The organism is Niveispirillum sp. GW835-FHT14G11 (genome assembly GCF_058793615.1).
The window spans coordinates 1-25,031 of sequence record NZ_JBXAFZ010000002.1 but is presented as its reverse complement, the minus strand read 5'-3'; the positions used below and the strand labels follow the sequence as shown (position 1 = coordinate 25,031).

Here is a 25,031-nt window from a genome sequence, read left to right as displayed (position 1 = left end):
GCCCCTGGGTCCCGGCCTTCGCCGGGAAGGCGGGACAGAAGATCCTGTCTAAAACTGACACATCCTAAAGGTCACCGCCGCAACCGGTCGCGGATGTCGGCCTGGATCACCGCCCAGGCATCGGATTGCGGCGTGATCAGTTCGAAATGCCCCGCCCCGTCGATCTCCAGCTCGCGCAGCTCCGGTCCCGCCGCCTTGGCCGCGTAATGCTGGGCGAAGCTGGGCGGAACGATGGCGTCGCGGGTGCCCGACACCAGCGTCAGGGGCAGGTCCTTCACCGGCGCTTCGCCGGGGGAGGTGTCGACGAACGGGTTGCCCTGGCGTTCGGCGCTGCCGATCAGCCGGTCGATGGTGCCGGGCCCGCCACACGCGTCGGGTCCGCGCACGTGATAATCCCGCAGGTCGACGATGCCGGCCAGGGACACCACGCCGCGAACGGGCAGCGGGTCAGGGGTCTTCAACGGGCTGTCGGTAGGCAGGCTGCCGCGCCCTGCTGCCCATAATGACAGGTGACCGCCGGCCGAATGGCCCGACAGCACCACGCGGGTCAGGTCAAGCGGATAGGTGCCGGCCAGGGTGCGGACATGGTCCACCGCGGCCGCCACGTCCTGGAACGTGCCGGGATAGCCGCCGCCCGCTTCCCCCAGCTTGCGATACTCGATATTCCAGACGGCGATGCCCTGGTCACGCAGCGCCGCCGACATGGGCCCCATCAGGTCGAAGCCCGCATATTCGGCCAGCCAGCAGCCGCCATGAACCAGGATGACCAGCGGATGCGGCCCGTTCCCCGTGGGCAGCCAGAGTTCGCCGAACTGCTGCGCCGCCGCCCCATAGGCGATGCGCAGTCCGCCCGTCACCCGGGGCCGCGCCGACAGTTCTTTGTAGGTCAGCAGCGGCGGCAGATCGGCAGCCAGGGTGGGCGTGGCGAAGAACAGAGCGCAAAGCGGGGCGAGGAAACGACGCATGACGATTGGCAACCTCCGGTGACGCACCCCGCCATGGTGGCGTGCTTACAGAACCTGCGTCAACCAGTAGAAGCCGGCCCCCACGGCAGCGGCCGCCGGCATGGTCAGGACCCAGGCCACCAGGATGCCCTGGGCCAAGCCCCAGCGCACCGACGACGCGCGCCGCGCCGACCCGACGCCGACGATGGCACCGGTGATGGTGTGGGTGGTGCTGACCGGCACACCCATATAGGTCGCCGTGAACAGGGTGATGGCGCCCGCCGTCTCCGCACAGCTGCCATGGACCGGCTTCAGGTCGGTCAGGCGCGACCCCATGGTCCGCACGATCTTCCAGCCGCCGAACAGCGTGCCGGCACCCATGCAGGCCTGACACGAGATCACCACCCAGAAGGGCACATGAAACCCGTCTTGCATATAGCCCTGGCTGAACAGCAGCACGGCGATGATGCCCATGGTCTTCTGCGCGTCATTGCCGCCATGGCCCAGGCTGTAGAGCGAGGCGGAGACGATCTGGACGCTGCGGAACACCTTGTCCACCTTGAAGGGGGAAAAGCGGCGGAAGCTCCAGGAGACGATGACCATCAGGGTGATGGCCAGGATGAAGCCAACCGTGGGCGAGATGACGATGGCCACCGCCGTCTTGATCAGGCCCGACCCCACGACATCGACACCGGCCTTGGCCACGCCCGCCCCCACCAGACCGCCTACCAGCGCGTGGGAGGAGGAAGACGGAATGCCGCCCCACCAGGTGACGAGGTTCCAGAAGATGGCCCCCATCAGCGCCGCGAAGATCACCGGCGCGTCAATGACATTGGCATCGACAATGCCCTTGCCGATGGTGTTGGCCACATGGGTGCCGAAGAACACGAAGGCGATGAAGTTGAAGAAGGCCGCCATGATCACAGCATTGCGCGGCGACAGCACGCGCGTGGACACGACGGTGGCGATGGAATTGGCCGCATCATGCAGGCCGTTCAGGAAATCGAACGCCAGAGCCAGTGCGATCAGGCCGATCAGGATCGGCAGGGAGATCAGTTCCATGGGGCGGGGCGCCGGATCAGACGTTGTCGACGATGATGCTGTCGATGATGTCGGCGACATCCTCGCCCGCGTCCAGCACGGCTTCCATCAGTTCCAGGATCTCGCGGATCAGCGCCTGGCGATAGGTGATGGGGGCATCCAGACCGCCGCTTTCCTGCCGCAGCCGCGCCTTGCCGGCCCGCAGGATGCGGTCGCTGTCGCTCTCCAGCTCCGACAGTTCCCGCGTCATACGAGTCATTTCCGTGACATGGCGGGGAATGTCGCGCAGCTTGGGCAGGCATTCCGGCAGGATGGCGGATGCCCGCACGATCAGATCGGACAGGGCGTGCATCTCGGCCGTATATTCCATGGGGCCGGCTTCCGTCATGTGACGGGCCACGTCCTGGATCAGGTCGATGATGTCGTCCATGCGCTTGGCCAGATCCTGGATGTCGGACCGGTCGAAGGGCACGATGAAGGAACGATGGACGGCCGCCTGGATCTCCTTGGTGATCTTGTCGGCGTCGTTTTCGGCCTGGTGGATGCGCTGGAACCGCATCTCCAGCTGGTCGCCATTGCGCACCAGGTCGCGCAGCGCTTCGGCGGCGACCAGGACCAGACGGGCATGGTTGGTGAAATGGTCGAAAAACCGCTCTTCGCGGGGCATCATGGCCCGGAACAGGCTCAACATCTTCTATCCCGATCAACGCTATCGCAATGGGGGGCTGACGGCGGCGACGCCGCAGCGTGGGCCCTGCTGTATCATTGATCGACGCGGGATTGTAATGTTAATGTCATAAAACAGTCATGAAATGCGCCCATCCATCTTTACCGGAAATTCATGCTTCAAAAGCAATCTGACAGATTACCCGTCGGCTTCATGAACGGGTGGCTGTTCAGGCAGTTCGTGCGAGGTGTAGTCTAAGTCGATGAGTGAGCGTAAAATCCAGTATGCGGCCCTGCCGTATCGTATGACCCCGGCCGGCCCGCAGATCCTTCTGGTCACCTCGCGTGAGACGCGGCGTTGGATCATCCCCAAGGGCTGGGCCAAGAAGAATGTCGATCCGCAGGACATGGCCGCAACCGAGGCGTTCGAGGAAGCGGGCGTGCGCGGTAAGGTCAAGAAGAAGCCCGTCGGATCATACGAATATGACAAGCGCCTGGATGATGGCAGCTGCGTCACCTGCGATGTCAGCGTCTATACGCTGGAGGTCACGGCGGAACTGCCCGATTGGCCGGAGCGCACCCAACGCGAGCGCCGCTGGCTGTCGCCGGCCGAAGCCGTGGTGCTGATCAGCGAGCCAGGATTGGTGGACATCTTCCAGAAGCTGGCGGTGAAGTGGGAGGATTGAGAATCTCTGCCCGCTTTCCATGCAATCCGCTGCTTTTGCTGGCAATGACTGTTTCACGAGCGTAGCCTGTTCTTTGATCGGCCAAGCATCAGGTCGAGGTTTCCTTGATTTCCGCGATTATCGGTCTTCTGGCACGAAACCTGCGATGCAGTCCCGCTTTCCCAGGTTTCGACCAGGTCACCTTTCAGGGGAGGCAGGATGGAAGTCGGTGTTTTCATTCCCATCGGGAATAATGGTTGGCTGCTGTCGGAGAACGCGCCGCAGTACAAGCCCAGCTTCGATCTGAACAAGCAGATCACGCTGTCAGCGGAAAAGCACGGGCTGGACTTCGTGCTGTCGATGATCAAGCTGCGCGGCTTCGGGGGCAAGACCGAGTTTTGGGACCATAACCTGGAAAGCTTCACCCTGATGTCGGGGCTGGCCGCCGTGACCAGCCGCATCAAGATCTACGCCACCGCCGCGACCCTGGTCATGCCGCCGGCCATCGTGGCCCGCATGGCTGCCACCATCGACAGCATCTCCCATGGCCGTTTCGGCGTTAACCTGGTCACCGGCTGGCAGCGGCCGGAATATTCGCAGATGGGCATGTGGCCGGGGGACGAGCATTTCGCCAACCGCTACGACTATCTGGCGGAATATGCCACCATCCTGCGCGAACTATGGGCGACGGGGCATAGCGACCTGAAGGGCAAGTATTTCCAGATGGAGGATTGCCGCCTGTCGCCGCGACCGCAGGCGCCGGTCAAGCTGATCTGTGCCGGGTCATCCAATGCCGGCATGGCCTTTTCCGCGCAATATGCCGACTATAATTTCTGCTTCGGCATGGGCGTGAACACCCCCACCGCCTTCGCCCCCACGGTGGAGCGCATGCGGGCGGCGGCAGAGAAGACGGGACGCGAGGTGTCCTCCTATGTCCTGTTCATGGTCATCGCCGACGAGACGGACGAGGCGGCACGGGCCAAGTGGGAGCACTATAAGGCCGGCGCCGATCAGGAAGCCATCGCCTGGCTGGGCGTGCAGGGGGCGGCCGACACCAAGTCAGGGGCCGACACCAATGTGCGGCAGATGGCCGATCCGGTGTCGGCGGTGAACATCAATATGGGCACAATCGTCGGGTCTTACGAGACAGTGGCAAGACTGCTGGACGAGGTGCCGACGGTGCCGGGGACGGGCGGCGTGCTGCTGACCTTCGATGATTTCGTCAAGGGGGTGGAGGATTTCGGTACCCGCATCCAGCCGCTGATGAAGTGTCGCCAGCATATCAAGGCCGCCGTATGAGCACGGCCGGCTACACTCCCCCGCCGGAACGGTCGAAATCCGTCACCCTGCCGGCACGGCCGGAACCGATCAGCCTGAAGCCGTCGGAAACCGCCGTCGTCGTCGTCGATATGCAGAACGCCTATTCGACGGAAGGCGGTTATGTCGATCTGGCCGGGTTCGATATAGCGGGCGCCAAGGGTACCATCGCCAATATCAAGCGCACGCTGGATGCCGCACGGGCCGCCGGGGTGCTGGTGGTCTATTTCCAGAATGGCTGGGACCCCGACTATGTGGAGGCCGGGGGACCGGGCTCGCCCAACTGGCATAAATCCAACGCCCTGAAGACCATGCGGGCGCGGCCGGAATTGCAGGGCAAGCTGCTGGCCAAGGGCACCTGGGACTATGCCATCGTCGATGAGCTGCAGCCCAAACCCGGCGACATTCTGGTGCCGAAGACCCGCTATAGCGGGTTCTTCAACACGCAGATGGACAGCATCCTGCGGGCGCGCGGCATCCGCAATCTGGTGTTCGTGGGCATTGCCACCAATGTCTGCGTGGAAAGCTCGCTGCGCGACGCCTTCCACCTGGAATATTTCGGGGTGATGCTGGAGGACGCAACCCACCATCTCGGCCCCGACTTCATTCAGCAGGCCACGGTCTATAATGTCGAGAAATTCTTCGGCTGGGTGGCGACCGTGGATGATTTCTGCGGCGTGATCTCACAGGCGGCACCAATCGTCGGATAGCAATCAGAACAGGAGCAGCAAATATGCCCAAGCAGATCATCGTTCCGGTGGGCACGCAGAAGCCCATCGCCCCCTATTCGCCCGGCACGCTGGCCGATGGCATCGTCTATGTCTCCGGCACCCTGCCGTTCGACAAGAATAATGACGTGGTCCATGTCGGCGATGCCGGGGCCCAGACGCGCCATGTGCTGGAGACTATCAAGTCGGTGATCGAAACGGCGGGCGGCACGATGGAGGATGTGACCATGAACCATATCTTCATCACCGACTGGGCCAATTATCAGGCGGTCAACAAGGTCTATGCTGAGTATTTTCCCGGCGACAAGCCTGCGCGCTATTGCATCCAGTGCGGGCTGGTGAAGCCGGACGCGCTGGTGGAAATCGCCACGGTCGCCCATATCGGGAAGCAGTGATGCATGTCGAGACCCATGGCAGGGACGACGCGGACGCCCCCGTCCTGATCCTGTCATCGGGGCTGGGCGGGTCCGGCTCCTATTGGGCCGCCCAAATCCCCGCCCTGACGCCGCATTTCCGGGTCGTGACCTATGATCATCGCGGCACGGGCCGCACGGGGGGGACGGTGCCGGAAGCAGGTGGCATCGCCGCCATGGCCGATGACGTGCTGGAGATCGCGGACCGGCTGGGCGTGAACCGGTTCAGCCTGATGGGCCATGCGCTGGGCGGGTTGATCGGGTTGGATCTGGCGCTGCGCGTGCCGGAGCGGGTGGAGAAGCTGATCCTGATCAATGCCTGGAGCAAGGCCGACCCGCATTCCGGCCGCTGCTTCGATGTGCGCCTGGAATTGCTGGCGACATCCGGCGTGCCGATGTTCGTGAAGGCCCAGCCCCTGTTCCTCTATCCCGCCATCTGGATGGCGGAGAATGCCGACAGGCTGGAGGCGGAGGAGGCGCACGGGGTCGCCCATTTCCAGGGGGTGGACAATATCCGACGTCGGATTGCGGCTTTGCGTGCCTTCGATGTGGATGTACGGCTGCGCCAGGTGGCGGCCCCAACCCTGGTGGTGGCCACCAAGGATGATCTGCTGGTGCCGTACAGCCGGTCGCTGCGACTGGCGGAAGGGATTCCCCATGCAAGGCTGCAGCTGAGCGATTTCGGCGGGCATGCCGTCAATGTGGTCGAACCCGACACCTTCAACCAAGCCGTGGTGGAATTTCTGAGGGCGTGATCCTCATTCCTCGAAATGCGCCGCGATATCCTTGTGGGCATTCAGGATGTTGATCACTTCCAGCCGGTCCCCGGCATAGCGGAAGAAGATGACATAGCCGCGAAAAGGCGTGCTGCGCATGTCTGGGCGCAGTTCGGGGCGGGCACGGCCCAGTGTGCCGGGAAGGGCTGCCAGCTTGCGGCAATGAAGGTCGATTGCTTCGACGAACTGCCAGGCGGTCGGAGGGTGACGGCTTTCGCGGGTGATATAGCGGAGGATCTCCGACACATCACGGCGGGCCGCGGCGGCATAGACCAGCGTCCGCATGGTCAGTACCCTTCGCGCTCAAGCTCCGCCGCTGTATCCGACAGTTCGCGCATCAGGTCCTCGGAAGTACCGTATGCACCTCGCTCAATCGACGCGTTCAACGTGTCGCGCAGCGCTTGCAGCTTGACCTCACGCTCTTCGACCAGACGCAGGCCTTCGCGGATGACTTCGCTGGCGGAGCCGTAGCGGCCGGTCTTCACGGCATCATCGACGAACTCTTCCCAGCGGCGGCCAATCGAGACATTCATGATGTCCTCCATGGAAATGGGGCGGACATCATAACATAGACTGCGCAAAGATTGTTATCGGCTTCAGCCCCGCCGTGCGATCACGGCCCCATAGGGGGGCAGGGCAGGGCCGGACAGGTCGGCACCGTTCACCGCCTCCTCCACCACCCAGTCGGCCGCGTCGGGCAATCCGTGGGCCGCTGGTTCTCCCGAGAGGTTCACCACCACCAGCAACTCTTCACCCGCATAGGTGCGCTCAAATGCCAGGATAGGGTCGGCGGGGGGGCGGAAGCGGATGTCGCCCCAGCGCAGGGCCGGTTCCGCGCGGCGGCGGGCCAGCAGGCGCCGGGTGACCGACAGGGTGCTGGCGGGGTCCGCGGACTGGACATCCACGGCGAGCGGCAAATGGTGGGGATCCACGGGCAACCAGGGCCGGGCCGTGGAGAAGCCCCCATTGGGCGCGTCCTTGATCCATGGCATGGGCGTGCGCGCGCCGTCCCGGCCCAACGTATGTGGCCAGTTGGCGATGGCCTCCGGATCCACCAGATCCTCGAATGCCACGCGCGCCTGCGGCAGGCCCAACTCCTCTCCGAAATAAAGGAAGACGGAGCCGGGCAGTGAAACCAGCAGCGCGTTTAGGCAACGCGCCAGGGCTGGCGGTGGCACGTCGCCGCCCCAGCGCGACAGGGCGCGCGGCGCATCATGGTTGGAGAAGGTCCAGGACGGCCAGGCGCCGCCGGCCGTCTGGTTCCAGCCGCCAATGATTCGGCGCGGGACACCGGCATCCAGCCGCTGATGATAGAGGAAGGAGAAATTATAGGCGGAATGGAAGCGTTTGCCCGGCAGCGTATAGTCCGCCACCATGTCGAACGGCGCCTCGCCCATCTCCGCCACCATGAACCGGTCGGGATAGAGGTCCAGCAGCCGGCGCAGATCCTCGATGAAGGCCAGGTTCTCCGGCTGGGAGATATTGTGGACCTGGCTCTGGAACTCATAGGGGCGCTTGGGCGCCGTGGCTTCCCGGTTGACGGGATTGTCGCGGAACTGGCGGTCATGCATGAAGAAATTGGCGGCATCGACGCGCAGCCCATCAACACCCCGGTCCATCCAGAAGCGAGCCACGCCCTTGATGGCTTCCTGCACCTCGGGATTGTGCAGATTCAGGTCCGGCTGGCTGGACAGGAAATTATGCAGGTAATATTGCCGCCGCCGCGCATCCCAGGTCCAGCCCGGCCCGCCGAACACGGACTGCCAGTTGTTGGGCGGCGTGCCGTCCGGCTTGGCATCGTGCCAGACATACCAGTCGGCCTTGGCATTGGTGCGATCGCGGCGGCTTTCCTGGAACCAGCGGTGAGCGATGGAAGTGTGGGAATAGACCTGATCGATGATCACCTTCAGGCCCAGGTCATGGGCCCGGGCGATGACCGCATCGCAGTCATCCATGGTGCCGAAAATTGGATCGATATCGCAATGATCGGATATATCGTATCCGAAATCATCCATGGGAGATTTGAAGAAAGGTGAGATCCAGATGGCGTCGACGCCAAGCCGGGCGACATGATCCAGATGGGCGAGCAGCCCTTTCAGATCACCAATGCCGTCGCCATTGCTGTCGGCAAAGCTGCGTGGATAAATCTGATAGATGACGGCGCCCTGCCACCAGGGACGCGATGCGCCCCGGTCGGGCCCGGCCGTTCCATCGGCCCCCAGACCCGTCTCCGCCATTCTACCCATGCTCAGGTTCCCCCCTGATACGCGACGCTTGTTTTCTGGCCCTATCCTAGTTTTGGCGGGGACGGACGGGTATGGGCCACATACGTATGCGCCGCCATGCTGCGCTGCGACGCATACGTATTTACTGTTGGGCACCGGCAGGCAAGGGCCGGTCCAACCGGTTTCATGGGAGCCGGAAACGAAAAGGGACGGGTGTCGCCACCCGCCCCCTCGCCAGGACCAAGGATATGTATGGTGCCGGATTACTTCTGGGCGACCTGGGACTGCTGGGCCTTGAAATCGCGCAGTTCGGCATTGTAGGCGTTCACGGTCGCTTCCAGACGGTCGGCAACCTGATCGCGATAGGCGGCCAGCTGGGCCCGGAAGGACGGCTGCGCCATGTAGGAGGAGGAGGCGGGCTGGCTGTCCAGGCAGGACAGGTAATCCAGCGACTGGTCGGCATAACCGCGGACGGAGCCGGCGACCTGACGCATGGAAGCCTCGGTGGCGGACTTGCCGGCCACCAGTTCGGGGCTGGCCGGGGCCTCACCACAGATGCGCTTCAGCGCGGGGTGGGCAGCCTGGGACTGGCCAGCAGCGAGCAAGGCCAGGGCGGAGAGGATCAGAGCGGAATAGAGCTTCTTCATAGCGATACTCACAAAGCTGGAAGCGGGGGCGGGATGCCACCGACATTTCGGGCCTTGTACGTTCGCTCCCTTTAAATGGTCCTGGTCGACGCCGGAAACCGTGTTCTTGTGCATTGCAGTATAAGGATGTTGCGACGCAGCGGAAGGGGAAATTATCGTTAACTGACACCGCTAACATGATTTCCTAGTATGCACACAGCGCATGCCTTCGCGTCCATTCGTGGACTGAGGCAGATGTCTGATGACGCACAATCCGCGGACTTAACCATATGAATCAACCATTTTCGTGCAATGGCGAGCGGTATCAGGATACAGCATCGCGGGCCAAGAGTGCAAATTCAGGTTCATGAAATTCCATTACATGTATTTTTCATAATTTAAATTATCAATCTTCTGCCTGTACGCGCAAAGTTAAAATGTCAGTCCTGCGCAAGATAGAAATGTCAGTCTCTGGATCGGTTTTGGCCGGTCTTGGAGGCTGCCATGGGGTGCATTACACCTCCACCCAGCGGCGCAACAGGTTGTGATAGGTGTTGGTCAGTGACAGGATGCCCGGATGGTCGGGCATGTCCTTGTTCAGCGCCAGGATGGCCATATCCATGTCGAACAGGGTGCGCCGTTCCGCATCGTCACGCACCATGCTTTGCAGCCAGAAAAAGGAGCTGACGCGGGCCCCCGCCGTCACGGGGCGGACATGGTGCAGGCTGGAACTCGGATACAGCACCATGTGACCGGCAGGCAGCTTCACGGCATGGTGGCCGTAAAGATCCTCGACCACCAGTTCCCCACCCTCATACTCGTCCGGCTCGCTGAAGAACAGGGTGCAGGACAGATCAGTGCGAATGCGCGGGCCGCCGAACGGGGCCTGGCGCACGGCATTGTCGACATGGGCGCCGAAATGCTGGCCGCCGGCATAGCGGTTGAACATCGGCGGATAGACCTTGGCCGGCAAGGCTGCGGACATGAACAACAGGTTGCGCGACAGCGCATCCAGGATCACCTGCCCCACCTGCTGGGCCACAGGATGGCCCTCCGGCAACTGGCTGTTATCCTTCGCCTTGCTGGATTGGAACCCGGCTGTGACCTTGCCGTCCACCCATTGCGCCGCGTCCAGCGCCTGGCGGCACTGCCGCACCTGGTCCGGGGTCAGGACATCGGGAATGCTGATCATCATGATACACGGTTCCTGGCAGGGAGGCTGGTAGGGCGAGCCTATAGCATCCCTGATTGCGATCCACTCTGATTTGCATCAACCCCGACATGAAAAAGGGGCGGCCGTCGCCGACCACCCCTTCCCTGTCGCCTCTGAACCCGGAAGGATCAGAAGGTGTAATTCACCGTCAGCGTGGCGTTGCGGGCATCGCCCGGCGTGGCCCAGCCATTGTTGCGGATGCGCTGGAAATAGTTCTTGTCGAACAGATTGTTGACGTTCAGTTGCACCTGCAGGGCATCGGTCACCCAATAGGAGGCCGAGGCGCGATGCACCCAGAAGTCCGCAGTCTGGTAAAGGGGTGCCGCGGCATTATTCAGGTACATCTTGCCGAAATAGGTGACGCCGTAACCCAGTTGCAGCCCGATCGGCAGGTCATAGGTGGTCCACAGGCTGCCGGAATGCTTCATGACGCTGGTCAGCGGGTTGCCCTTCTGCGGGTCGCTGGCGGCGCCATCGTCGGCATTCTGCAAGACTTCGCTGTCCAGATAGGTATAGTTGGCGAAAATGCGCCATTCCTCGGTGATGGTGCCGGCGGCACCCAGCGAGATGCCGTCGACGCGGCTCTTGCCCTTCAGCTGGTTTTCCGGAACCAGCGGATCGGCTGACGGCACCTTGTAGTTCTGGCGCTCATTGCGGAAAATGGCAGCGGTCAGAGACAGCTGGTTCTCCAACAGGTCCCACTTCGTGCCAATCTCGTAATTCACCGCCGTTTCCGGATCGACATTGCAGGTCAGCGCCGTACAGGAACCGTTGACGCCCGTCTTGGACGGGGTCTTGGAATTGCCGTAAGCGACATAGATGCTGCCATTCTGGGCCGGCTTGTAGACGGCACCGGCGCGATAGGAGAACAGGGTCTCGGTGTTCTTGAACAGTTGGCCCTGCGAGGTGAAGGTGCCGTTCGTGTAGGTGCCGGTAGTATAGTCACCCTTGTTGTGTTCCCAGCGCACGCCGCCATTCAGCTCGAATTGTTCGTTCAGCTTGATCTGATCGAACAGGTAGACGGCCTGGTTTTCCAGCGTGCCGTCCTGGGTGCCGGTCTTGATGAAATTGACCGGGCCATTCCAGACATTGTCGGGGTCGGCGATGTTTATCAGCGGAACGTCGGCGGGCACTGTGCCGTTGGCGTTGCGCAGGGAGTTGCCATTGTCCAGATGGTATTTCTCGCTGAAAATGGCGGCGCCGAAGGTCAGGTTGTGGGTGACCGCGCCTGTCTCCAGGCTGGCCTTCAGGTCCGTCTGGTTGAACAGCATGCTGTTGCGGCTGTCGCGGGTCGTGCCGCGCGGGCCGGTACCCAGGGCCGCCGGAGTGCCGGAGACGGAGAACGGAGCGAAGAAGCCCTTGGGTACAGTGATCGCCGGCCGCGCCGGGTTGGTGGAGGCGGCGATGGTGCAGGCCCCACCCGTTGGCGTGTGGCCGGTGGCCGTGCCGTCATCGACGCACCAAGTGCCCTGCGGCGGGCTGGCGATGGACAACTGGGTCACGCGCTGCCAGCGGGTCAGGTTCTGGATCGATAGCTTATCGGTGAAACTGTGCTCGATCTTGGCGGTGACGATGTCGACATCGCTCTCCTGTGTATCGACATTGGCATAGCCGTAATAGTTCGCCCGGTCCACGCCGGGCAGCATACCGCTGTAGAGAGCATTCTGGTAATAAGGCACGCCATATTGTGGGATGTTGTCGTCATGCTGGTGGAAATAGGACAGCGTGACCTTTGTGTCGCTGTTCAGACCGAAGACAACCGACGGGGCGAAGCCCCAGCGCTCGGCCTTTTCCACATCGCGGCCGGCCGCGTCGTTCTTGTGGCCCATGGCGTTCAGGCGGATGGCGATGTCGTCGCCGATCTTCTGGTTGCTGTCCACCGTGGCGCGGTAATAGGCGTCGGTGCCGATACCGGCGCTGGCGCGGGTGAAGACGTCATCCTTGGCCGCCTTGGAGACCAGGTTGATGGAGCCGCCGACAGAACCGGAGCCCGCATAGACGGAGTTAGCACCATTGGTGACTTCCAGCTGCTCCAGATTGAAGCTGTCGCTACGCGTATACTGGGCGCTGTCGCGGATGCCGTCGATGGCGATGTCGGAATTGGCCGAATAGCCGCGCAGGTTGATGCTGTCGCCATAGCCCCCGCCGCCTTCGCCGGCGCCGAAGGTGATGCCCGGCACCGTGGTCAGGATATCGCGCAGGTTCAGCAGGTTCTGTTCCTGGATGACCGCGGCGGGCACCACCGTGATGGTCTGCGGCGTATCGCGCAGGGGGGCCGTGTATTTCGGCGAGGCGGCCTGTTCCGGCTTGTTGGTCGGCGCCACGGTCTGGCCTTCCACGCCCAGCGTGGGGAGCATAACGGCCTTCTTCTCGCCGTCCTTGGCGGCGGAGCCGCCGGGCTGCTGCGTGGCGGAGCCGCTGGCCTGCTGGGCCATGGCCGGAATGGCGGCGGCGGCGACACCCACCGACAGGGCGGCCATAAGGGCCATGCGGCCACGGGCCACCTGGGAATTATTCTTCTCGTCCATGTCTCTTTGCCTCTCTCGCGGCGCGCAGGCGCCAATGATTCTTATTCGCTTTATTATTTGGCAATAGCACCTGCCATTGCCCGGGTCCCGTCGCGCGGACTATATTAAGAGCCGTTCGCATTCGCAAACAATGACACGCCCCCACCCATGCGGCTGGGGCATATCCTGCGACAGCCTATCGCATAGCTGCCTTTTTGGTTCGCCGCCCGGCACCGATGCATGTATAAATTTGGGTGAAATTAAGCCAGGGATATTAATCCATTAATGCGCAGCACGCCGAAACCATTGATCGCCCAGCAAATCGCTCCGATCGACAGGCTGCAAAAAGCACTGACAGCCCGCTTTCTTGCACCGTTACAGGAAGAGATCTTCCAATATCTCTATCATTTGCGAGAAGATCTGGACCCTGAACTGATCAGGCTGTATCCACAAGTATCTCCAGGGAAACCATATCCTTTAGGCCGCTGCACGGAGATCACGCAAACGGTACTGAAGGCGCTGCAACAGCGCATCGCACAGCCGCAAGCGCCGGCCGAACGTGCCATTGCCGCCTTCGTGAGATCCGGCGGCGTCATGCGGCCCATCTGGGGCGCCCTGCGTGGCCAGTTCTTCCAGAATGCCACCCAACTCGGTGCGCTCTATGTCGATGTCGCCAATGATACTGTGACCGTCACCAAGCCCAAGGTCGAGATATTGCCCCTGGACCAGGCCGGCATCGTGAATATCCGCGACCTTGATCATTTCAGCGAAACCGCCGGAAAATACTGGAACGCCCGGATTGTGGCCAATCATGTGGCCCCGGCATTGGCGCCATTGCTGCCCATGCTGGCGATTTTCGCCAATGGCGAGGGGCGGCTTGTTTCCATCTGCGACTACATGATCGGTCTGATGATGCGCGACCAGTTCCGCATGGCGGAGGCCTGGGTGGCGCAGGCGCCACCGCCGCCACCCGACCTCCTTGCCCATTACCGCACGCGCCTGCCCGAAACGTTGCGCGTGCCCGACGGTGTTGACGGACGGCAGGCCGCCGTCACCGCTTGCCGCACCGCAAGGGCCAAGGGGCAATGGAAGAACCAGGCTTGGCTGACCAACCAGATGCAGCAGATCATGGGCCTGACCGACCTATAAAACGCGCACCTCAAAAAGACGGGTTCGCAGCCTGCGCGGCTTTCCAGTCGATTGAAGCCGTGTCACGGCGGGCTGTCGAGCGCGAACAGCAGCACCAGACCCGTCGCCCCCTCCCCGGCCCCACCCTGGCGCAGGTCCAGGGTACGGCAACCGGATGCCATGGGGGCGGCCAGGGTACTGTTGACGAAGCGGGCGAAGGTGGGGTCCGTCATCTCCCTGTTCCCGCCGCGGAAGGCCGCTCCGCGGATCTGGCCCGTGGCCGGGTCATAATAGACGCCGATTTCCGCCCGGAAACTGCCGGCCCCGCGCGGCAGCGGCGGCGGTTCCCAGCAGTCCATGATCTGGCTGCGCAGCAGCGGGCCGGTCCGGCCCGAGACATCGTCGATCTTGGCCCAGTTCACGGGCGGCGCCGGCGCCTCGGCGATGGTCAACTCACCTTGCTGGTGGCTGGGCGGTGGTGCCTGTGCCTTTGACGGGGCGGGTTTCGGCCGTGCCGGGGCCGGATTCTCCTTCGCCGGCTTGGGGGTCAGCGCCTCGATACGGATTCGCGCCAGGGAAGAGAACCGCCCGGCCGGATAGGCATGCAGATAGGCATAGAATTCCGCCGGGTCCTTGCTGTCACGCACACTTTCCCAGAAGACCAGTTCGGGATCGGCCTGCACCGGTGCGGCGGGGGCCGGCATCGGGGCCGGCGGCCTGCCGCCACAGGCCGCCAGGGCAAGGAAGCCGGCCAACGCGACACTGTGACGAAGGGTACGGGCCACCGGCTTTTCCTTACTGGTCGGGAATTGGGTTAAAGCAGGGTGCCTTCCGTCGCTTCCGCTTGGCATGTCCCCCCCTTGCCGGGTTATAGATGAGCCACGTCCATCATGAAAGGCCCGCCATATGCCGGCCTTTGCGAACGGCCAAGAAGGAACAACATGAAGCGGGCACGCAAGCGGGTTCTGGTCGCCGGTGGCGCGGGTTTCCTCGGGTCGCATTTGTGCGAAAGATTGCTCAGTGACGGGCACGAGGTGCTGTGCGTCGATAATTTTTTCACCGGCTCGCGCGAGAATATCCGTCACCTGCTGACCAACCCCTATTTCGAGGTCATGCGGCACGACGTCACCTTCCCGCTGTTCGTGGAGGTGGACGAGATTTACAATCTGGCCTGCCCCGCCTCCCCCATCCATTACCAGTTCAATCCCGTGCAGACGACGAAGACGTCGGTGCATGGCGCGATCAACCTGTTGGGTCTGGCCAAGCGCACCAAGGCCAAGATCTTCCAGGCCAGCACGTCGGAGGTCTATGGCGACCCCACCGTGCACCCGCAGACCGAGGATTACCGGGGCAATGTGAACCCGATCGGACCGCGGGCCTGCTATGATGAAGGCAAGCGCTGCGCGGAGACGCTGTTCTTCGACTACCACCGCCAGAGTGGCGTGAATATCCGCGTGGCCCGCATCTTCAACACCTATGGTCCGCGCATGCACCCCAATGACGGGCGCGTGGTGTCGAACTTCATCGTCCAGGCATTGCAGGCCCAGCCCATCACCATCTATGGCGACGGCTCGCAGACCCGCTCCTTCTGTTATGTCGATGATCTGATCGAGGGCTTCATCCGGCTGATGGCGGCCCCGGATGCGGTGACAGGCCCCATCAATATCGGCAATCCCGGCGAATACACGATCCGTCAGCTGGCGGAGAATGTGGTGCGCCTGACGGGAGCCAAGTCGGAGTTCGTGGTGAAGCCCCTGCCCCAGGACGACCCGTTGCAGCGCTGCCCCGACATCACCAAGGCGAAGGCGCTGCTGGGCTGGCAGCCCCGCATTCAGCTGGAGGAAGGGCTGAAGCGCACCATCGCCTATTTCGCCGACCAGCTGGGGGTGGCGGTCGGCTGATCCTGCCCTTCCCCCCTTCCCCGCCCCCCTCCCGACATGGAAGCCTGTGTTCCGAGCCATGAATATCCTTGAGCTGTTCACCGCCGCCCAGGCCCATGACCTTCGCGGAGACCGGCAGGCGGCAGTCGCCCTTTACCGGGAATGGGTCGCGGCCAATCCCGACGATGCGAACATGCACGCCGTGCAGTTCAATATGGGCACCGTGTTGCTTCAGATGGGGGAATCCTATCCGGCCCTGGCCGCGTTCAACGAAGCGATGCGCCTGCGGCCGGATTTCATGCCGGCCGTCATCTCCCTGGGCACGGCGCTGGAGCGGATGGGCCAGGTGGATATGGGGATGGGTTACTGGCGCCAGGCCGTCCACCATATGGCCAATATCACCGCCGACAGCATCAACTACAAGACCACCGCGCTGAAGCAGCTGGCCCGCGTGCTGGGCCAGCGCCAACAGACAGCCGAGGCGGAGGAGATGCTGCGCCTGTCGCTGGATGTGGCGCCGCACCAGCGCGAGGAGATGCAGCACTGGGCCAATGCCCGCCAGCGCCTGTGCAAATGGCCCGTGCCGCAACCCGTCGGCCCCGTCACGGCCGAGCAGGTGGTGGCCACCATGGCCCCGCTGACGCTGGCCTATTACACCGACGACCCCATGCTGGCCCTGGCCAACGCCTATAATTACAGCCGGCGCGACCTGGGCTGGCCGGACCGGTTCAAGACCAGCGCCGATTTCGCGGACCGCCGGCGCCGCGCCGACGGCCGGCTGCGCATCGGCTACGTCTCGTCCGACTTGCGCGGGCATGCCATCGGCTATCTAACGTCGGAGATGTTCGCGCTGCATGACCGGGCAAAGGTTGAGGTCTTTGCCTTTTTCTGCGGGTTCCAGATGGAGGACCCGACCATGGTGCGCATCCGTGGCAGCGTCGATCACTGGATCGACATCAATGCCATGGAGGATGCCAAAGCCGCGGAACTGATCGAGGAACTGGGGATCGACATCCTGATCGATATCAATGGTAACACCAAGGATGCCAGAACGAAGATGCTGGCCATGCGGCCGGCCCCGATCATCATGAACTGGCTGGGTTTCCCCGGAACCATGGGCAGTCCCTATCACCATTACATCATCGCCGACGAGGTGATCATTCCGCCCGGGTCGGAGAAATATTACAGCGAGCGGGTGTTGCGTCTGCCCTGCTACCAGCCCAATGACCGCAAGCGCATCGTGTCGCCCACTGTACCCAGCCGGGCCGAGCATGGATTGCCGGAAGATGCCATTGTCTTCTGCTGTTTCAACGGTTTGCAGAAACTGACGCGCTTCACGCTGGAACGCTGGGCGGAGATTCTGCGCCGGGTGGAGAAGAGCGTCTTCTGGATATTGGCGGCGGGCAAGGAGTCCGATGCGCGGTTGCTGGCGCTGATGGCAGAGGCCGGGGTCGATACGTCGCGCATCGTCTTCGCGCATTACGCCATGAATGCCGACCACATGGCCCGCTATCCGCTGGCCGACCTGTTTCTGGACAATTCACCCTACGGTGCGCATACGACGGCCTCGGACGCGCTGTGGGCCGGCGTGCCGGTGCTGACCGTGCCGGGGCGCGGTTTCCACAGCCGCGTCTGCGCCAGCCTGGTGACCGCTGCCGGCGTGCCGGAACTGGTCTGCCTGGACCCGCGCGAATATGTCGAGAAGGCCGTGCGTCTGGGCAATGATCGCCCCTCCCTGCAGGCCTTGAAACAGAAGCTGCTGGCACAGCGCGACCGGTCGGTGCTGTTCGACACCGACCTGTTTACCCGTTCCATGGAGGAGCTGTTCGATCAGGCCTGGGCGGAATGGGAGGCGGGCGATCTGCCCGTGCCCGATATCACCAATCTGGACACGTATCTGGAGATGGGCAGCGCCTTCGACCATGACGCGGAGGAGTTCGGCTTCATCCCCGATTACGAAGAGCGCTATCAGGCAAAGCTGGCCCGTCGCCATGCCTTGACGCCGCTGCCCTATGACCAGCGTCTCTGGCCGAGACCGGAATGAGCCCATGCGCGCCATCGACTTGCTGATCGCAGACCTGCACGCCGCCACCGCCGGCCAGCCGGAGCCCGAGCGGGTGGCGCGGTGGCAGGAATGGATGCGCAGCGTGACGCTGCCCGACATCCTGTCGTTGCCGGCCAGGGTCGGGTCCGACCCCAATCGCCTGTGGCTGATCGAGATGCTGAACGCCTGGCTGCAGGTGCAAGGCGCCGGCGCCGTGGGTGGGGGGCTGGTCTGGTTCAACCTGGGCGTGGAACTGGGCCGGATGGAACGGCCAAACGATGCCGCCACCGCCTATCAGAATGCCCTGCTGCTGCGGCCCGACCTGTGGCAGGCAGCCGTCAATCTGGCCAATCTGCACGAGGCGGCGGGCGACCGCGACACCGCTGCCAACATCCTGGCCGGCGCCCTGCAGGAGGATGCGGCCCGCATCACCCTGCTGAACCAGCGCGGCCGCTTGCTGGAGGTACAAGGCCGGCTGGCCGAGGCGGAGAATTGCTATTACCGCAGCCTGCTGATCAATCCCGACCAGCCCGACGTGGTGCAGCACTGGGCGTTTACGCGGCAGAATATTTGTGCCTGGCCCATCTTCGGCCCGCCCGTGCCGGGCCGCACCCCCGACCAGTTGCGCGCGCAGTCCGGGGCGCTGGCCACCTTGTCGCTGATCGATACGGTGGCGGGGCAGCGCCAGGCCGTGGCGGGCTGGCTGGAACGACGGCTGGCCAAGACACCAGCACCCACAGCCCGGCTGGCCCCGGATGAGGGCTATGCCCATGACCGGCTGCGCATCGGCTATGTATCCTCCGATTTCTGCCGCCACCCGATGAGTTATCTGATGGCGGAACTGCTGGAACGGCACGACCGCACGCGGGTGGACGTCTATGGCTATTGTTCCAGTCCAGAGGATGGCAGCGATGTGCGCGCCCGCGTGCTGGCAGCCCTGGACCATCGCCGGCTGGTGCGCACCCTGGACGACGAGAGCGTGGCCCGCCTGATCCGCGCCGATGAGATCGACGTCCTGGTCGACCTCAACGGGGTGACGGCGGGCGAGAGGCTGGGCGTGCTGCGCTGGAAGCCGGCGCCGGTGCAGGCGACGTATCTGGGTTTCATCGGTCCTGTGCCCATTCCGGAGCTGGACTATATCCTGACCGACGAACATGTCATCCCGCCGCATCTGGCCGGTGAGTACCAGCCGCGGCCCCTTTATATTCCCGGCGTCTATCAGGCCAATGACAGCCGTTCCATACCCCTGCCCCCGGTTAGCCGCGCCGCGGAAGGGCTGCCGCAGAACAGCTTCGTCTTCTGCTGCTTCTGCAACGCCTACAAGATCACCGACGCGATGTTTGACGCGTGGATGGAGATCTTGCGGGGGGCACCGGGCGCCGTCCTGTGGCTGCTGGCCGACAATGAATCGGCCGCCGCCAACATGCGCGCCCGCGCCTTAGAACAAGGGATCGATCCGGACCGTCTGATTCCTGCGCGCCGGGTGGAGCCCAGCCATTACCGGGCCCGCCTGGCGCTGGCCGATCTGTTCCTGGACACCACACCTTATAATGCCGGCACCATCGCCAGCGACGCGCTGCGCATGGGGCTGCCGCTGCTGACGCTGTCGGGTGAAACCTTCGCCGCCCGCATGGCAGGCAGCCTGCTGCTGGCCATGGGCCTGCCGGAACTGATCACGCAGAATCGCGGGGCCTATGTGGCGCAGGCCCTGCGCCATGCCGGCGATCGGGCCTATCACGCGGCCATCCGGGCACGGACGACGCCCGAACGCTGGCTGGCGACGTTGGGCGATACCGGCGCGTTCGCGCGGGCTTTCGAGCAAACGCTGGAGAGGGTGGCGATCCGGCGGAAATAATCCCCGCCGGATCATGGCATCCGTTACGGCTCCCGCAGGGATTCGTCCAGGCCCCGCAGGATCGGATACAGGAAATAGGACATCAGGCTGCGGCTGCCGACCTTGATCTCCGCCTGCACCGACATGCCGGCCGTCAGCACCGCACCCTCCGGCATGCGCCCCAGCTTCATGGACAGCAAGTCCACCTGGGCGCGATGGATATAGGTGGCGGCGACGACGGGCACGCGTGTCGCGTCGGACTGTTCCCCCGCCGTACCGGGTGCGAAGCTTTCCTGGCTGACGGACCGCAGCTGGCCCTTCAGCATGCCGTGACGCTGGAAGGGAAAGGGATCAACCTTCACCTCCACCGCGTCGCCGGCTTTCACATAGCCGATATCGGCCGAACTGATGGTCACCTCCGCCAGCAGAGGCGTCTCCAGCGCGATCAGGGTGATCAGCGCCTCCGCTTCTCGCACAACGGAGCCGGGGGACAGGCGGGCAACCTCCTGTACGACGGCATCGGCCGGGGCCGACAATTCGACCAGGTCGTTGCGGCGCACGGCCTTGGCCAGTTCCTCGTCCACCTGGCTGGCCAACTGCCGCGTCTCCACGAGCTGTTCCAACAGCTGGCGCTGCCAGTCGTCGATGAAATTCTGCCGTTCCGCGCGCTTCGCGGCCGCGGTGGCGCGCAGTTCCTGGATACGGTTGTTCATGGTCTGCAAGGACCGCTCCGTCTCCATGCGGGCGGCCTGGGCCTCCAGCAATTGCAAGCGCGAGCCGGTCTGTGCCTTGTAGAGCTGGTTGCGCACATTCTCCACGTCGCGATAGACGACGAGCTGGCCGGTCAACGACGTCTGGTCGTCAGCGGTGGAGCGCAGCGACGCTTCCAGGCTGGCGATATCGCCGTCGAAACTGGCCAGTTTGGAGGTGTATTGCGCCTGGCGCTGGCGCATCAGGTTGGCCTGCAGCGCCATGTCCGGTTCGGTGTCGGCCGCCATGTCCACGGGCACGGCCTTGCCCGCCGCCTCCAGCTCCAGCCGACGCAACTGCGCGAACAGGGAACGCTGGCGCGACGACAGGGCGGCACGGTCCGCCTGGGTGAAGGTCGGGTCCAGCGTGGCCAGGATCTGGCCCTTGCGCACGATGTCGCCGGACTTGACCCGCAACTCGCGCACCACCGACCGCTCGATCGGCTGCAAAAGGATGGGCGGGGCCTGGGTGGCCAGGCGGCCGGGCGCCACCACGATCTTGTCGACCTGTACGAAGCAGGCGATGACCGCGATGAGCACGAGCATCCCAGCCGCGGCCAGGTGTGGCGCGCCCAGGATCGGCGGTGGCGGCTCGCGCACGATGATCTCGAGTTCCGTTTGGAACTCCAGGGCTTCGGGTGCAACGGGCAGGCGTGGCTCCGGCGTGCCGACAAACCGCCGCCAGCGCTCGCGCAGCTCTCGAAAGGGCCGCATCAATGGATGTGCTGTGTCTGGGTTTCCCATAGGTGCCGGTAGATGTCGCAGCGTTGCAGCAGGGTGGAATGGGGTGCGCAATCGATCAGCCTTCCCTGTTCCAGCACGATGATCTTGTCGGCCTTCACCAGCGAGGACAGCCGGTGCGAGACGATGACCATGGTGCGGCCCTGGGCGATGCGGGTCAGGTTGCGCTGGACGATGGCCTCGCTGTCGGGGTCAAGGGCGCTGGTGGCTTCGTCGAAGATCAGAAGGCGGGGTTGGGTCAGGAGCGCACGGGCAATGGCAATGCGCTGACGCTGGCCGCCGGAGAAGTTGGAGGCATTCTCTTCCACCATCGTATCATAGGATTGCGGCAAACGGTCGATGAACTCGTCTGCACCCGCCATCTGGGCAGCCTGCAATATCTCATGGAAGGGCGCGTCGGGCCGGGCGGCAGCGATATTCTCGCGGATGGTGCCGCGGAACAGCAGATTGTCCTGCAAGACCACGCCGATGGATTTGCGCAGATGGTTCAGGTCGATATGGCGCAGATCGACGCCGTTCAGCTTGATGATGCCTTCCTGGGGCATATGGATGGATTGGATCAGGCGAGTGATGGTGGTCTTGCCCGATCCGGACCGGCCGACCACCCCCACCACCTGCCCCTCCTCGATATCGAAGGAGACGCGGTTGAGCGCCGGGGTGGCGCCAGGATTATAGCGGAAGGTGACCTCGTCGAAGATCATCTGGCCGGTGATCTGCGGCCGCGACTGGCGGGAATGGCCGCTGCGCTCCGGCTCGCTGTTCATGACATTGCCCAGCATGCGCACCGACAGGTCCGCCTCCTGGTACTCGTTGATCAGCGCCACGATCTGCAAAAGCGGCCCCGTTGCCCGGCCCGACAGCATGTTGAAAGCGATCAGGGCGCCCAGCGTCAGGTGCCCGTCGAACACCTGCACGGCGCCGATGGCCAGGACGCTGATCTGCATCAGCTTCTCCAGAACGCCCGTCAGCACGCCGCCCAGAATGCCGATACGGCCGACATCGGCGTGCCGGCGCACGGCCTGCGCCACCTTGTGGTCCCAGGCATGCTGCCGGTTCTGTTCCAGCACCAGCGATTTCACCGCGCGCATGGAATGCAGCGTTTCCACCAGATGCGCCTGCCGGCCCGCCTCGGTCTCGTAAAGCCGGTTCAGGTGGTTGCGGAAAATGGGCACCATGAAGCCGATGACGGCGGCGATGGCAATGGAGAAGCCCAGCACCACGGCCATCAGCAGCCCACTATAGAGGAACAGCAGCACCAGCAGCACGGGCAGGGTGATGGCATCCAGGAACACCTGGAACAGCCGGCCAGTCAGGAAGTGGCGCAGCTTCTCCGTCTGCTGCATGTGGCGCGTCAGCACGCCCGCGCTGTTCTTCTCGAAGAAATGCAGCGGCAGGGACAGAAGATGGCTGAAAGTGCGCGACGTGAGCTTGGCGTCAATCTTGTTGGACGCCAGGATCATCAGATTCTGCCGCACATAGCCGAAAAAGCCGTCGAACAGCGTCAACACTATATAAAGGATGACGATCACGAACAGGGTCTGGTAGCTGTGGTGGGTGATGACCTTGTCCACCAGCACCTGAAACATCATCGGCATGAACAGGCCAATCAGATTGGCCATCAGGGCCGCGACGGCGACGCCCCGGAAGAATTTCGCGTTGCGCAGGATTTCCGGAAGGAACCAGCGAAAGCCGAAAGGCTGCTTCTCGTCCATCAGCGCCCAGACGCGCTTGGCCAGGATCACGTCGCCTGACCACTCGGCCACAAACTCGGTCTCCGGCACGAATCGCACGCCCTCGGCCTCGCGCCGCGGATCCAGGATGGCAGCCTGCATGCCGCCCTCGGCAGGAACTGCATAGGCAAGGATTACCCAGTTGCCGTCCTTCAGGAGCGCAATTGCCGGGTAGGCGCCGCCAAGCTGGCACGCGGACTTCCATCCCATACGCACGCGGCGGCCCTTAAGCCCGGCCGCCCGCATGGCTTTCAGCACCGCCGCCGTATGGTCACCTTGCGTTTCCTGTGGCAACTCCTCCGGCGCCAACTGCACGCCATGGTGCAGGGCAATCAGGAAAAGGCACCGCAAAACAGTCATGTAAGGGGACAATCGCCACACCCGTTGGCAAGTTGGGGACCATCTGAGGCAGGGAAGCTAAAGCGATTCTTGCCGCCACACGACAAAAAAACGTCAATCGCTTCCCAATTCGGCGACGTGGCCACGTCGCAGGCCGACAAGATGGGCCGCTTCCTATCCTGAAGGATAAGTTCAGGCTCCACCTTGCGGCGAATCCGATGGTTTTGTTGGGGGTACGCCGATTGTAACTTGACTCATTCTCTAAGTCGGTCTTTTATCCGAAAAGACCCAAAAAATTTGGGCGCCTATACCAAAAGGGGAACGAACACGGCTTATTGGCCAGCACTTTTGTGCGCCGATATGGTTGGGTGCTTTTCCGGTAGTTGGCTCCAGATTTAGTGGGGTTTTGCATTAGAAGTTGGCATATGCCTTGCATGGCTGGTCAGGTTCTAAATGCGAAAGCGGGCGATCTTCCGGGCAGGGATGGTCGTTCGATCATCCACTAGCCTTGAAGACTCTGGAGTCCACCATGTCGATCATCTCGTTCCTGACGACCACGCAGATCGCGCAGCTGAGCACGACGACGATCGCATCGTGGACGACGACGGAGCTCAGGCAGCTCTCCTCCACTCAGACCGGGGCGTTTGAGACAACCCAGATCGGTGTGCTTTCAAGCACACAGATGGCCGGGTTGGCTACGACCCAGCTGTCGGGCTTCAGCACCACAGCCGTTGCGGCGCTGACCACGACACAGCTGAATGTGATCAGCGCCACCAATTTTGCCGGACTGTCCACGACACAGTTCAGCGCGGTTAGCACCACGCAGGTGGCAGGCCTGTCGACCACGGCGATCCGTGGTTTGAACAGCACGTTCATTGCGGGCTTGAGCACCACCCAGGTCGGGGCGTTGACCACGACCCAGATCGTGTCCCTGACCACCGCCCAGATCCAGGCGATTGAGACCACCGATCTGGCGGCTTTCGCCACGACGCAGATCGCGGCCCTGACCACCGCCCAGATCGCGGCCCTCAACAGCTCGCAGTTCAGTGCTATCGAGACGACCGATCTGGCGGCTCTGACCACCACGCAGTTCCGCGTTCTGACCAGCACGCAGGTCGCCGGCCTCAGCACCACCCAGGTGGGTGTCCTGACAACGTCGCAGATTGCGGCGATGACCACGACGCAGATCCGCGCCATCGAGAGCACCGACATTGCCGTCTTCACGACGACGCAGGTCGGTGCGCTGGTCAGCACTCAGATCGCGGCCCTGACCACGACCCAGGTCCAGGCGATCAACACCACCGACGTGGCGGCGCTGAACAGCACCCAGCTGAACTCGCTGACCACGGCCCAGGTCGGGGCGCTGACCACGACGCAGCTGGCCCAGGTCTCCACGACGCAGCTGGCCCAGGTTGGCACCACCCAGATCCGTGGCCTGAACAGCACCCAGATTTCCGCCCTCAGC

21 protein-coding genes and 1 pseudogene are annotated in these 25,031 nt (G+C 63.3%); 10 read left to right on the top strand and 12 right to left on the bottom strand.

All coding sequences use genetic code 11. The features are described from left to right. Window positions 1–71: 71 nt before the first annotated feature. From AC1Q7F_RS03735 to AC1Q7F_RS03725, 3 genes are read right to left on the bottom strand one after another with little or no spacing between them, the layout of a single operon-like run. Window positions 72–965, bottom strand: a complete 894-nt coding sequence (locus AC1Q7F_RS03735) for an alpha/beta hydrolase (RefSeq protein ID WP_492503936.1) — start codon at window positions 963–965, stop codon at window positions 72–74. Between the two features lie 45 nt (window positions 966–1,010). Beyond that, a complete protein-coding gene (locus AC1Q7F_RS03730; RefSeq protein ID WP_492503934.1) occupies window positions 1,011–2,006 on the bottom strand; it encodes an inorganic phosphate transporter in 996 nt (331 codons plus the stop codon). 16 nt (window positions 2,007–2,022) lie between these two features. Continuing rightward, window positions 2,023–2,676 (bottom strand): DUF47 domain-containing protein, encoded by a 654-nt coding sequence (locus AC1Q7F_RS03725; RefSeq protein ID WP_492503932.1) that lies wholly within the window; start codon window positions 2,674–2,676, stop codon window positions 2,023–2,025. Between the two features lie 238 nt (window positions 2,677–2,914). On the opposite strand from AC1Q7F_RS03725, the gene AC1Q7F_RS03720 reads away from it, so the two are divergent. The 5 genes from AC1Q7F_RS03720 (at window position 2,915) to rutD (ending at window position 6,529) form a co-directional block, all read left to right on the top strand. Next, window positions 2,915–3,337 carry an NUDIX hydrolase gene (locus tag AC1Q7F_RS03720; protein WP_492503930.1) on the top strand — a complete coding sequence of 141 codons (423 nt, stop codon included), beginning with the start codon at window positions 2,915–2,917 and terminating at the stop codon, window positions 3,335–3,337. Window positions 3,338–3,535: 198 nt separating this feature from the next. Beyond that, entirely contained in the window at window positions 3,536–4,615 is a 1,080-nt protein-coding gene (gene rutA, locus AC1Q7F_RS03715) for a pyrimidine utilization protein A (protein WP_492503929.1), read from the top strand. Beyond that, on the top strand, window positions 4,612–5,343 hold the full coding sequence (gene rutB / locus AC1Q7F_RS03710) for a pyrimidine utilization protein B (protein ID WP_492503927.1): 732 nt from the start codon (window positions 4,612–4,614) through the stop codon (window positions 5,341–5,343). Before rutA ends, rutB begins: the two co-directional genes overlap by 4 nt. A gap of 23 nt (window positions 5,344–5,366) precedes the next feature. Then, entirely contained in the window at window positions 5,367–5,756 is a 390-nt protein-coding gene (gene rutC / locus AC1Q7F_RS03705; RefSeq protein WP_492503925.1) for a pyrimidine utilization protein C, read from the top strand. Next, complete coding sequence (gene rutD / locus AC1Q7F_RS03700) at window positions 5,756–6,529, top strand: pyrimidine utilization protein D (protein ID WP_492503923.1); 774 nt, start codon at window positions 5,756–5,758, stop codon at window positions 6,527–6,529. The genes rutC and rutD overlap by 1 nt, the downstream gene beginning before the upstream one ends. A gap of 3 nt (window positions 6,530–6,532) precedes the next feature. On the opposite strand, the gene AC1Q7F_RS03695 is transcribed toward rutD, so the two are convergent. The 6 genes from AC1Q7F_RS03695 to AC1Q7F_RS03670 form a co-directional block, all read right to left on the bottom strand. After that, complete coding sequence (locus AC1Q7F_RS03695; RefSeq protein WP_492503921.1) at window positions 6,533–6,835, bottom strand: type II toxin-antitoxin system RelE/ParE family toxin; 303 nt, start codon at window positions 6,833–6,835, stop codon at window positions 6,533–6,535. Between the two features lie 2 nt (window positions 6,836–6,837). Continuing rightward, a complete protein-coding gene (locus tag AC1Q7F_RS03690) occupies window positions 6,838–7,083 on the bottom strand; it encodes a type II toxin-antitoxin system ParD family antitoxin (RefSeq protein WP_492503920.1) in 246 nt (81 codons plus the stop codon). A gap of 63 nt (window positions 7,084–7,146) precedes the next feature. Continuing rightward, the gene (locus tag AC1Q7F_RS03685) at window positions 7,147–8,796 is read right to left on the bottom strand and encodes an alpha-glucosidase family protein (protein WP_492503918.1); all 1,650 of its coding nucleotides are present in this window, start codon (window positions 8,794–8,796) and stop codon (window positions 7,147–7,149) included. A gap of 242 nt (window positions 8,797–9,038) precedes the next feature. Further along, window positions 9,039–9,422, bottom strand: a complete 384-nt coding sequence (locus tag AC1Q7F_RS03680) for a hypothetical protein (RefSeq protein ID WP_492503916.1) — start codon at window positions 9,420–9,422, stop codon at window positions 9,039–9,041. A 493-nt stretch (window positions 9,423–9,915) separates the two neighbouring features. Beyond that, entirely contained in the window at window positions 9,916–10,596 is a 681-nt protein-coding gene (locus AC1Q7F_RS03675) for a Fe2+-dependent dioxygenase (RefSeq protein ID WP_492503914.1), read from the bottom strand. Between the two features lie 146 nt (window positions 10,597–10,742). Further along, window positions 10,743–13,142, bottom strand: a complete 2,400-nt coding sequence (locus AC1Q7F_RS03670) for a TonB-dependent receptor (RefSeq protein WP_492503912.1) — start codon at window positions 13,140–13,142, stop codon at window positions 10,743–10,745. A 573-nt stretch (window positions 13,143–13,715) separates the two neighbouring features. Here AC1Q7F_RS03670 and AC1Q7F_RS03665 point away from each other — a divergent pair. Further along, on the top strand, window positions 13,716–14,270 hold the full coding sequence (locus tag AC1Q7F_RS03665; RefSeq protein WP_492503910.1) for a hypothetical protein: 555 nt from the start codon (window positions 13,716–13,718) through the stop codon (window positions 14,268–14,270). A 62-nt stretch (window positions 14,271–14,332) separates the two neighbouring features. On the opposite strand, the gene AC1Q7F_RS03660 is transcribed toward AC1Q7F_RS03665, so the two are convergent. After that, window positions 14,333–15,034 (bottom strand): hypothetical protein, encoded by a 702-nt coding sequence (locus tag AC1Q7F_RS03660; protein WP_492503908.1) that lies wholly within the window; start codon window positions 15,032–15,034, stop codon window positions 14,333–14,335. Window positions 15,035–15,190: 156 nt separating this feature from the next. Here AC1Q7F_RS03660 and AC1Q7F_RS03655 point away from each other — a divergent pair, with 156 nt between their 5' ends. The 3 genes from AC1Q7F_RS03655 to AC1Q7F_RS03645 are packed head-to-tail and all read left to right on the top strand — an operon-like array spanning window position 15,191 to window position 20,028. Next, window positions 15,191–16,150: a UDP-glucuronic acid decarboxylase family protein gene (locus AC1Q7F_RS03655; protein ID WP_492503906.1), complete on the top strand. Its 960-nt coding sequence runs from the start codon at window positions 15,191–15,193 to the stop codon at window positions 16,148–16,150. A 58-nt stretch (window positions 16,151–16,208) separates the two neighbouring features. Then, window positions 16,209–18,173 carry an O-linked N-acetylglucosamine transferase, SPINDLY family protein gene (locus AC1Q7F_RS03650; protein WP_492503905.1) on the top strand — a complete coding sequence of 655 codons (1,965 nt, stop codon included), beginning with the start codon at window positions 16,209–16,211 and terminating at the stop codon, window positions 18,171–18,173. A gap of 4 nt (window positions 18,174–18,177) precedes the next feature. Further along, window positions 18,178–20,028, top strand: coding sequence for an O-linked N-acetylglucosamine transferase, SPINDLY family protein (locus AC1Q7F_RS03645; RefSeq protein ID WP_492503903.1), 1,851 nt, complete (start codon window positions 18,178–18,180; stop codon window positions 20,026–20,028). Between the two features lie 23 nt (window positions 20,029–20,051). Here AC1Q7F_RS03645 and AC1Q7F_RS03640 read toward each other — a convergent pair whose 3' ends face one another. After that, window positions 20,052–21,470 carry an HlyD family type I secretion periplasmic adaptor subunit gene (locus AC1Q7F_RS03640; RefSeq protein WP_492503901.1) on the bottom strand — a complete coding sequence of 473 codons (1,419 nt, stop codon included), beginning with the start codon at window positions 21,468–21,470 and terminating at the stop codon, window positions 20,052–20,054. Next, complete coding sequence (locus AC1Q7F_RS03635; protein ID WP_492503899.1) at window positions 21,470–23,587, bottom strand: peptidase domain-containing ABC transporter; 2,118 nt, start codon at window positions 23,585–23,587, stop codon at window positions 21,470–21,472. The genes AC1Q7F_RS03640 and AC1Q7F_RS03635 overlap by 1 nt, the downstream gene beginning before the upstream one ends. A gap of 508 nt (window positions 23,588–24,095) precedes the next feature. On the opposite strand from AC1Q7F_RS03635, the pseudogene AC1Q7F_RS03630 reads away from it, so the two are divergent. Beyond that, window positions 24,096–25,031 (top strand): annotated as a pseudogene (locus AC1Q7F_RS03630) (beta strand repeat-containing protein); the annotation flags it as partial.

Bases quoted from the DNA above. Each gene is read 5' to 3' on its own strand.
- AC1Q7F_RS03735 (WP_492503936.1), bottom strand. From the start codon at position 965: ATGCGTCGTTTCCTCGCCCCGCTTTGCGCTCTGTTCTTCGCCACGCCC.
- AC1Q7F_RS03730 (WP_492503934.1), bottom strand. From the start codon at position 2,006: ATGGAACTGATCTCCCTGCCGATCCTGATCGGCCTGATCGCACTGGCT.
- AC1Q7F_RS03725 (WP_492503932.1), bottom strand. From the start codon at position 2,676: ATGTTGAGCCTGTTCCGGGCCATGATGCCCCGCGAAGAGCGGTTTTTC.
- AC1Q7F_RS03720 (WP_492503930.1), top strand. From the start codon at position 2,915: ATGAGTGAGCGTAAAATCCAGTATGCGGCCCTGCCGTATCGTATGACC.
- rutA (WP_492503929.1), top strand. From the start codon at position 3,536: ATGGAAGTCGGTGTTTTCATTCCCATCGGGAATAATGGTTGGCTGCTG.
- rutB (WP_492503927.1), top strand. From the start codon at position 4,612: ATGAGCACGGCCGGCTACACTCCCCCGCCGGAACGGTCGAAATCCGTC.
- rutC (WP_492503925.1), top strand. From the start codon at position 5,367: ATGCCCAAGCAGATCATCGTTCCGGTGGGCACGCAGAAGCCCATCGCC.
- rutD (WP_492503923.1), top strand. From the start codon at position 5,756: ATGCATGTCGAGACCCATGGCAGGGACGACGCGGACGCCCCCGTCCTG.
- AC1Q7F_RS03695 (WP_492503921.1), bottom strand. From the start codon at position 6,835: ATGCGGACGCTGGTCTATGCCGCCGCGGCCCGCCGTGATGTGTCGGAG.
- AC1Q7F_RS03690 (WP_492503920.1), bottom strand. From the start codon at position 7,083: ATGAATGTCTCGATTGGCCGCCGCTGGGAAGAGTTCGTCGATGATGCC.
- AC1Q7F_RS03685 (WP_492503918.1), bottom strand. From the start codon at position 8,796: ATGGGTAGAATGGCGGAGACGGGTCTGGGGGCCGATGGAACGGCCGGG.
- AC1Q7F_RS03680 (WP_492503916.1), bottom strand. From the start codon at position 9,422: ATGAAGAAGCTCTATTCCGCTCTGATCCTCTCCGCCCTGGCCTTGCTC.
- AC1Q7F_RS03675 (WP_492503914.1), bottom strand. From the start codon at position 10,596: ATGATGATCAGCATTCCCGATGTCCTGACCCCGGACCAGGTGCGGCAG.
- AC1Q7F_RS03670 (WP_492503912.1), bottom strand. From the start codon at position 13,142: ATGGACGAGAAGAATAATTCCCAGGTGGCCCGTGGCCGCATGGCCCTT.
- AC1Q7F_RS03665 (WP_492503910.1), top strand. From the start codon at position 13,716: ATGCGGCCCATCTGGGGCGCCCTGCGTGGCCAGTTCTTCCAGAATGCC.
- AC1Q7F_RS03655 (WP_492503906.1), top strand. From the start codon at position 15,191: ATGAAGCGGGCACGCAAGCGGGTTCTGGTCGCCGGTGGCGCGGGTTTC.
- AC1Q7F_RS03650 (WP_492503905.1), top strand. From the start codon at position 16,209: ATGAATATCCTTGAGCTGTTCACCGCCGCCCAGGCCCATGACCTTCGC.
- AC1Q7F_RS03645 (WP_492503903.1), top strand. From the start codon at position 18,178: ATGCGCGCCATCGACTTGCTGATCGCAGACCTGCACGCCGCCACCGCC.
- AC1Q7F_RS03640 (WP_492503901.1), bottom strand. From the start codon at position 21,470: ATGCGGCCCTTTCGAGAGCTGCGCGAGCGCTGGCGGCGGTTTGTCGGC.
- AC1Q7F_RS03635 (WP_492503899.1), bottom strand. From the start codon at position 23,587: ATGACTGTTTTGCGGTGCCTTTTCCTGATTGCCCTGCACCATGGCGTG.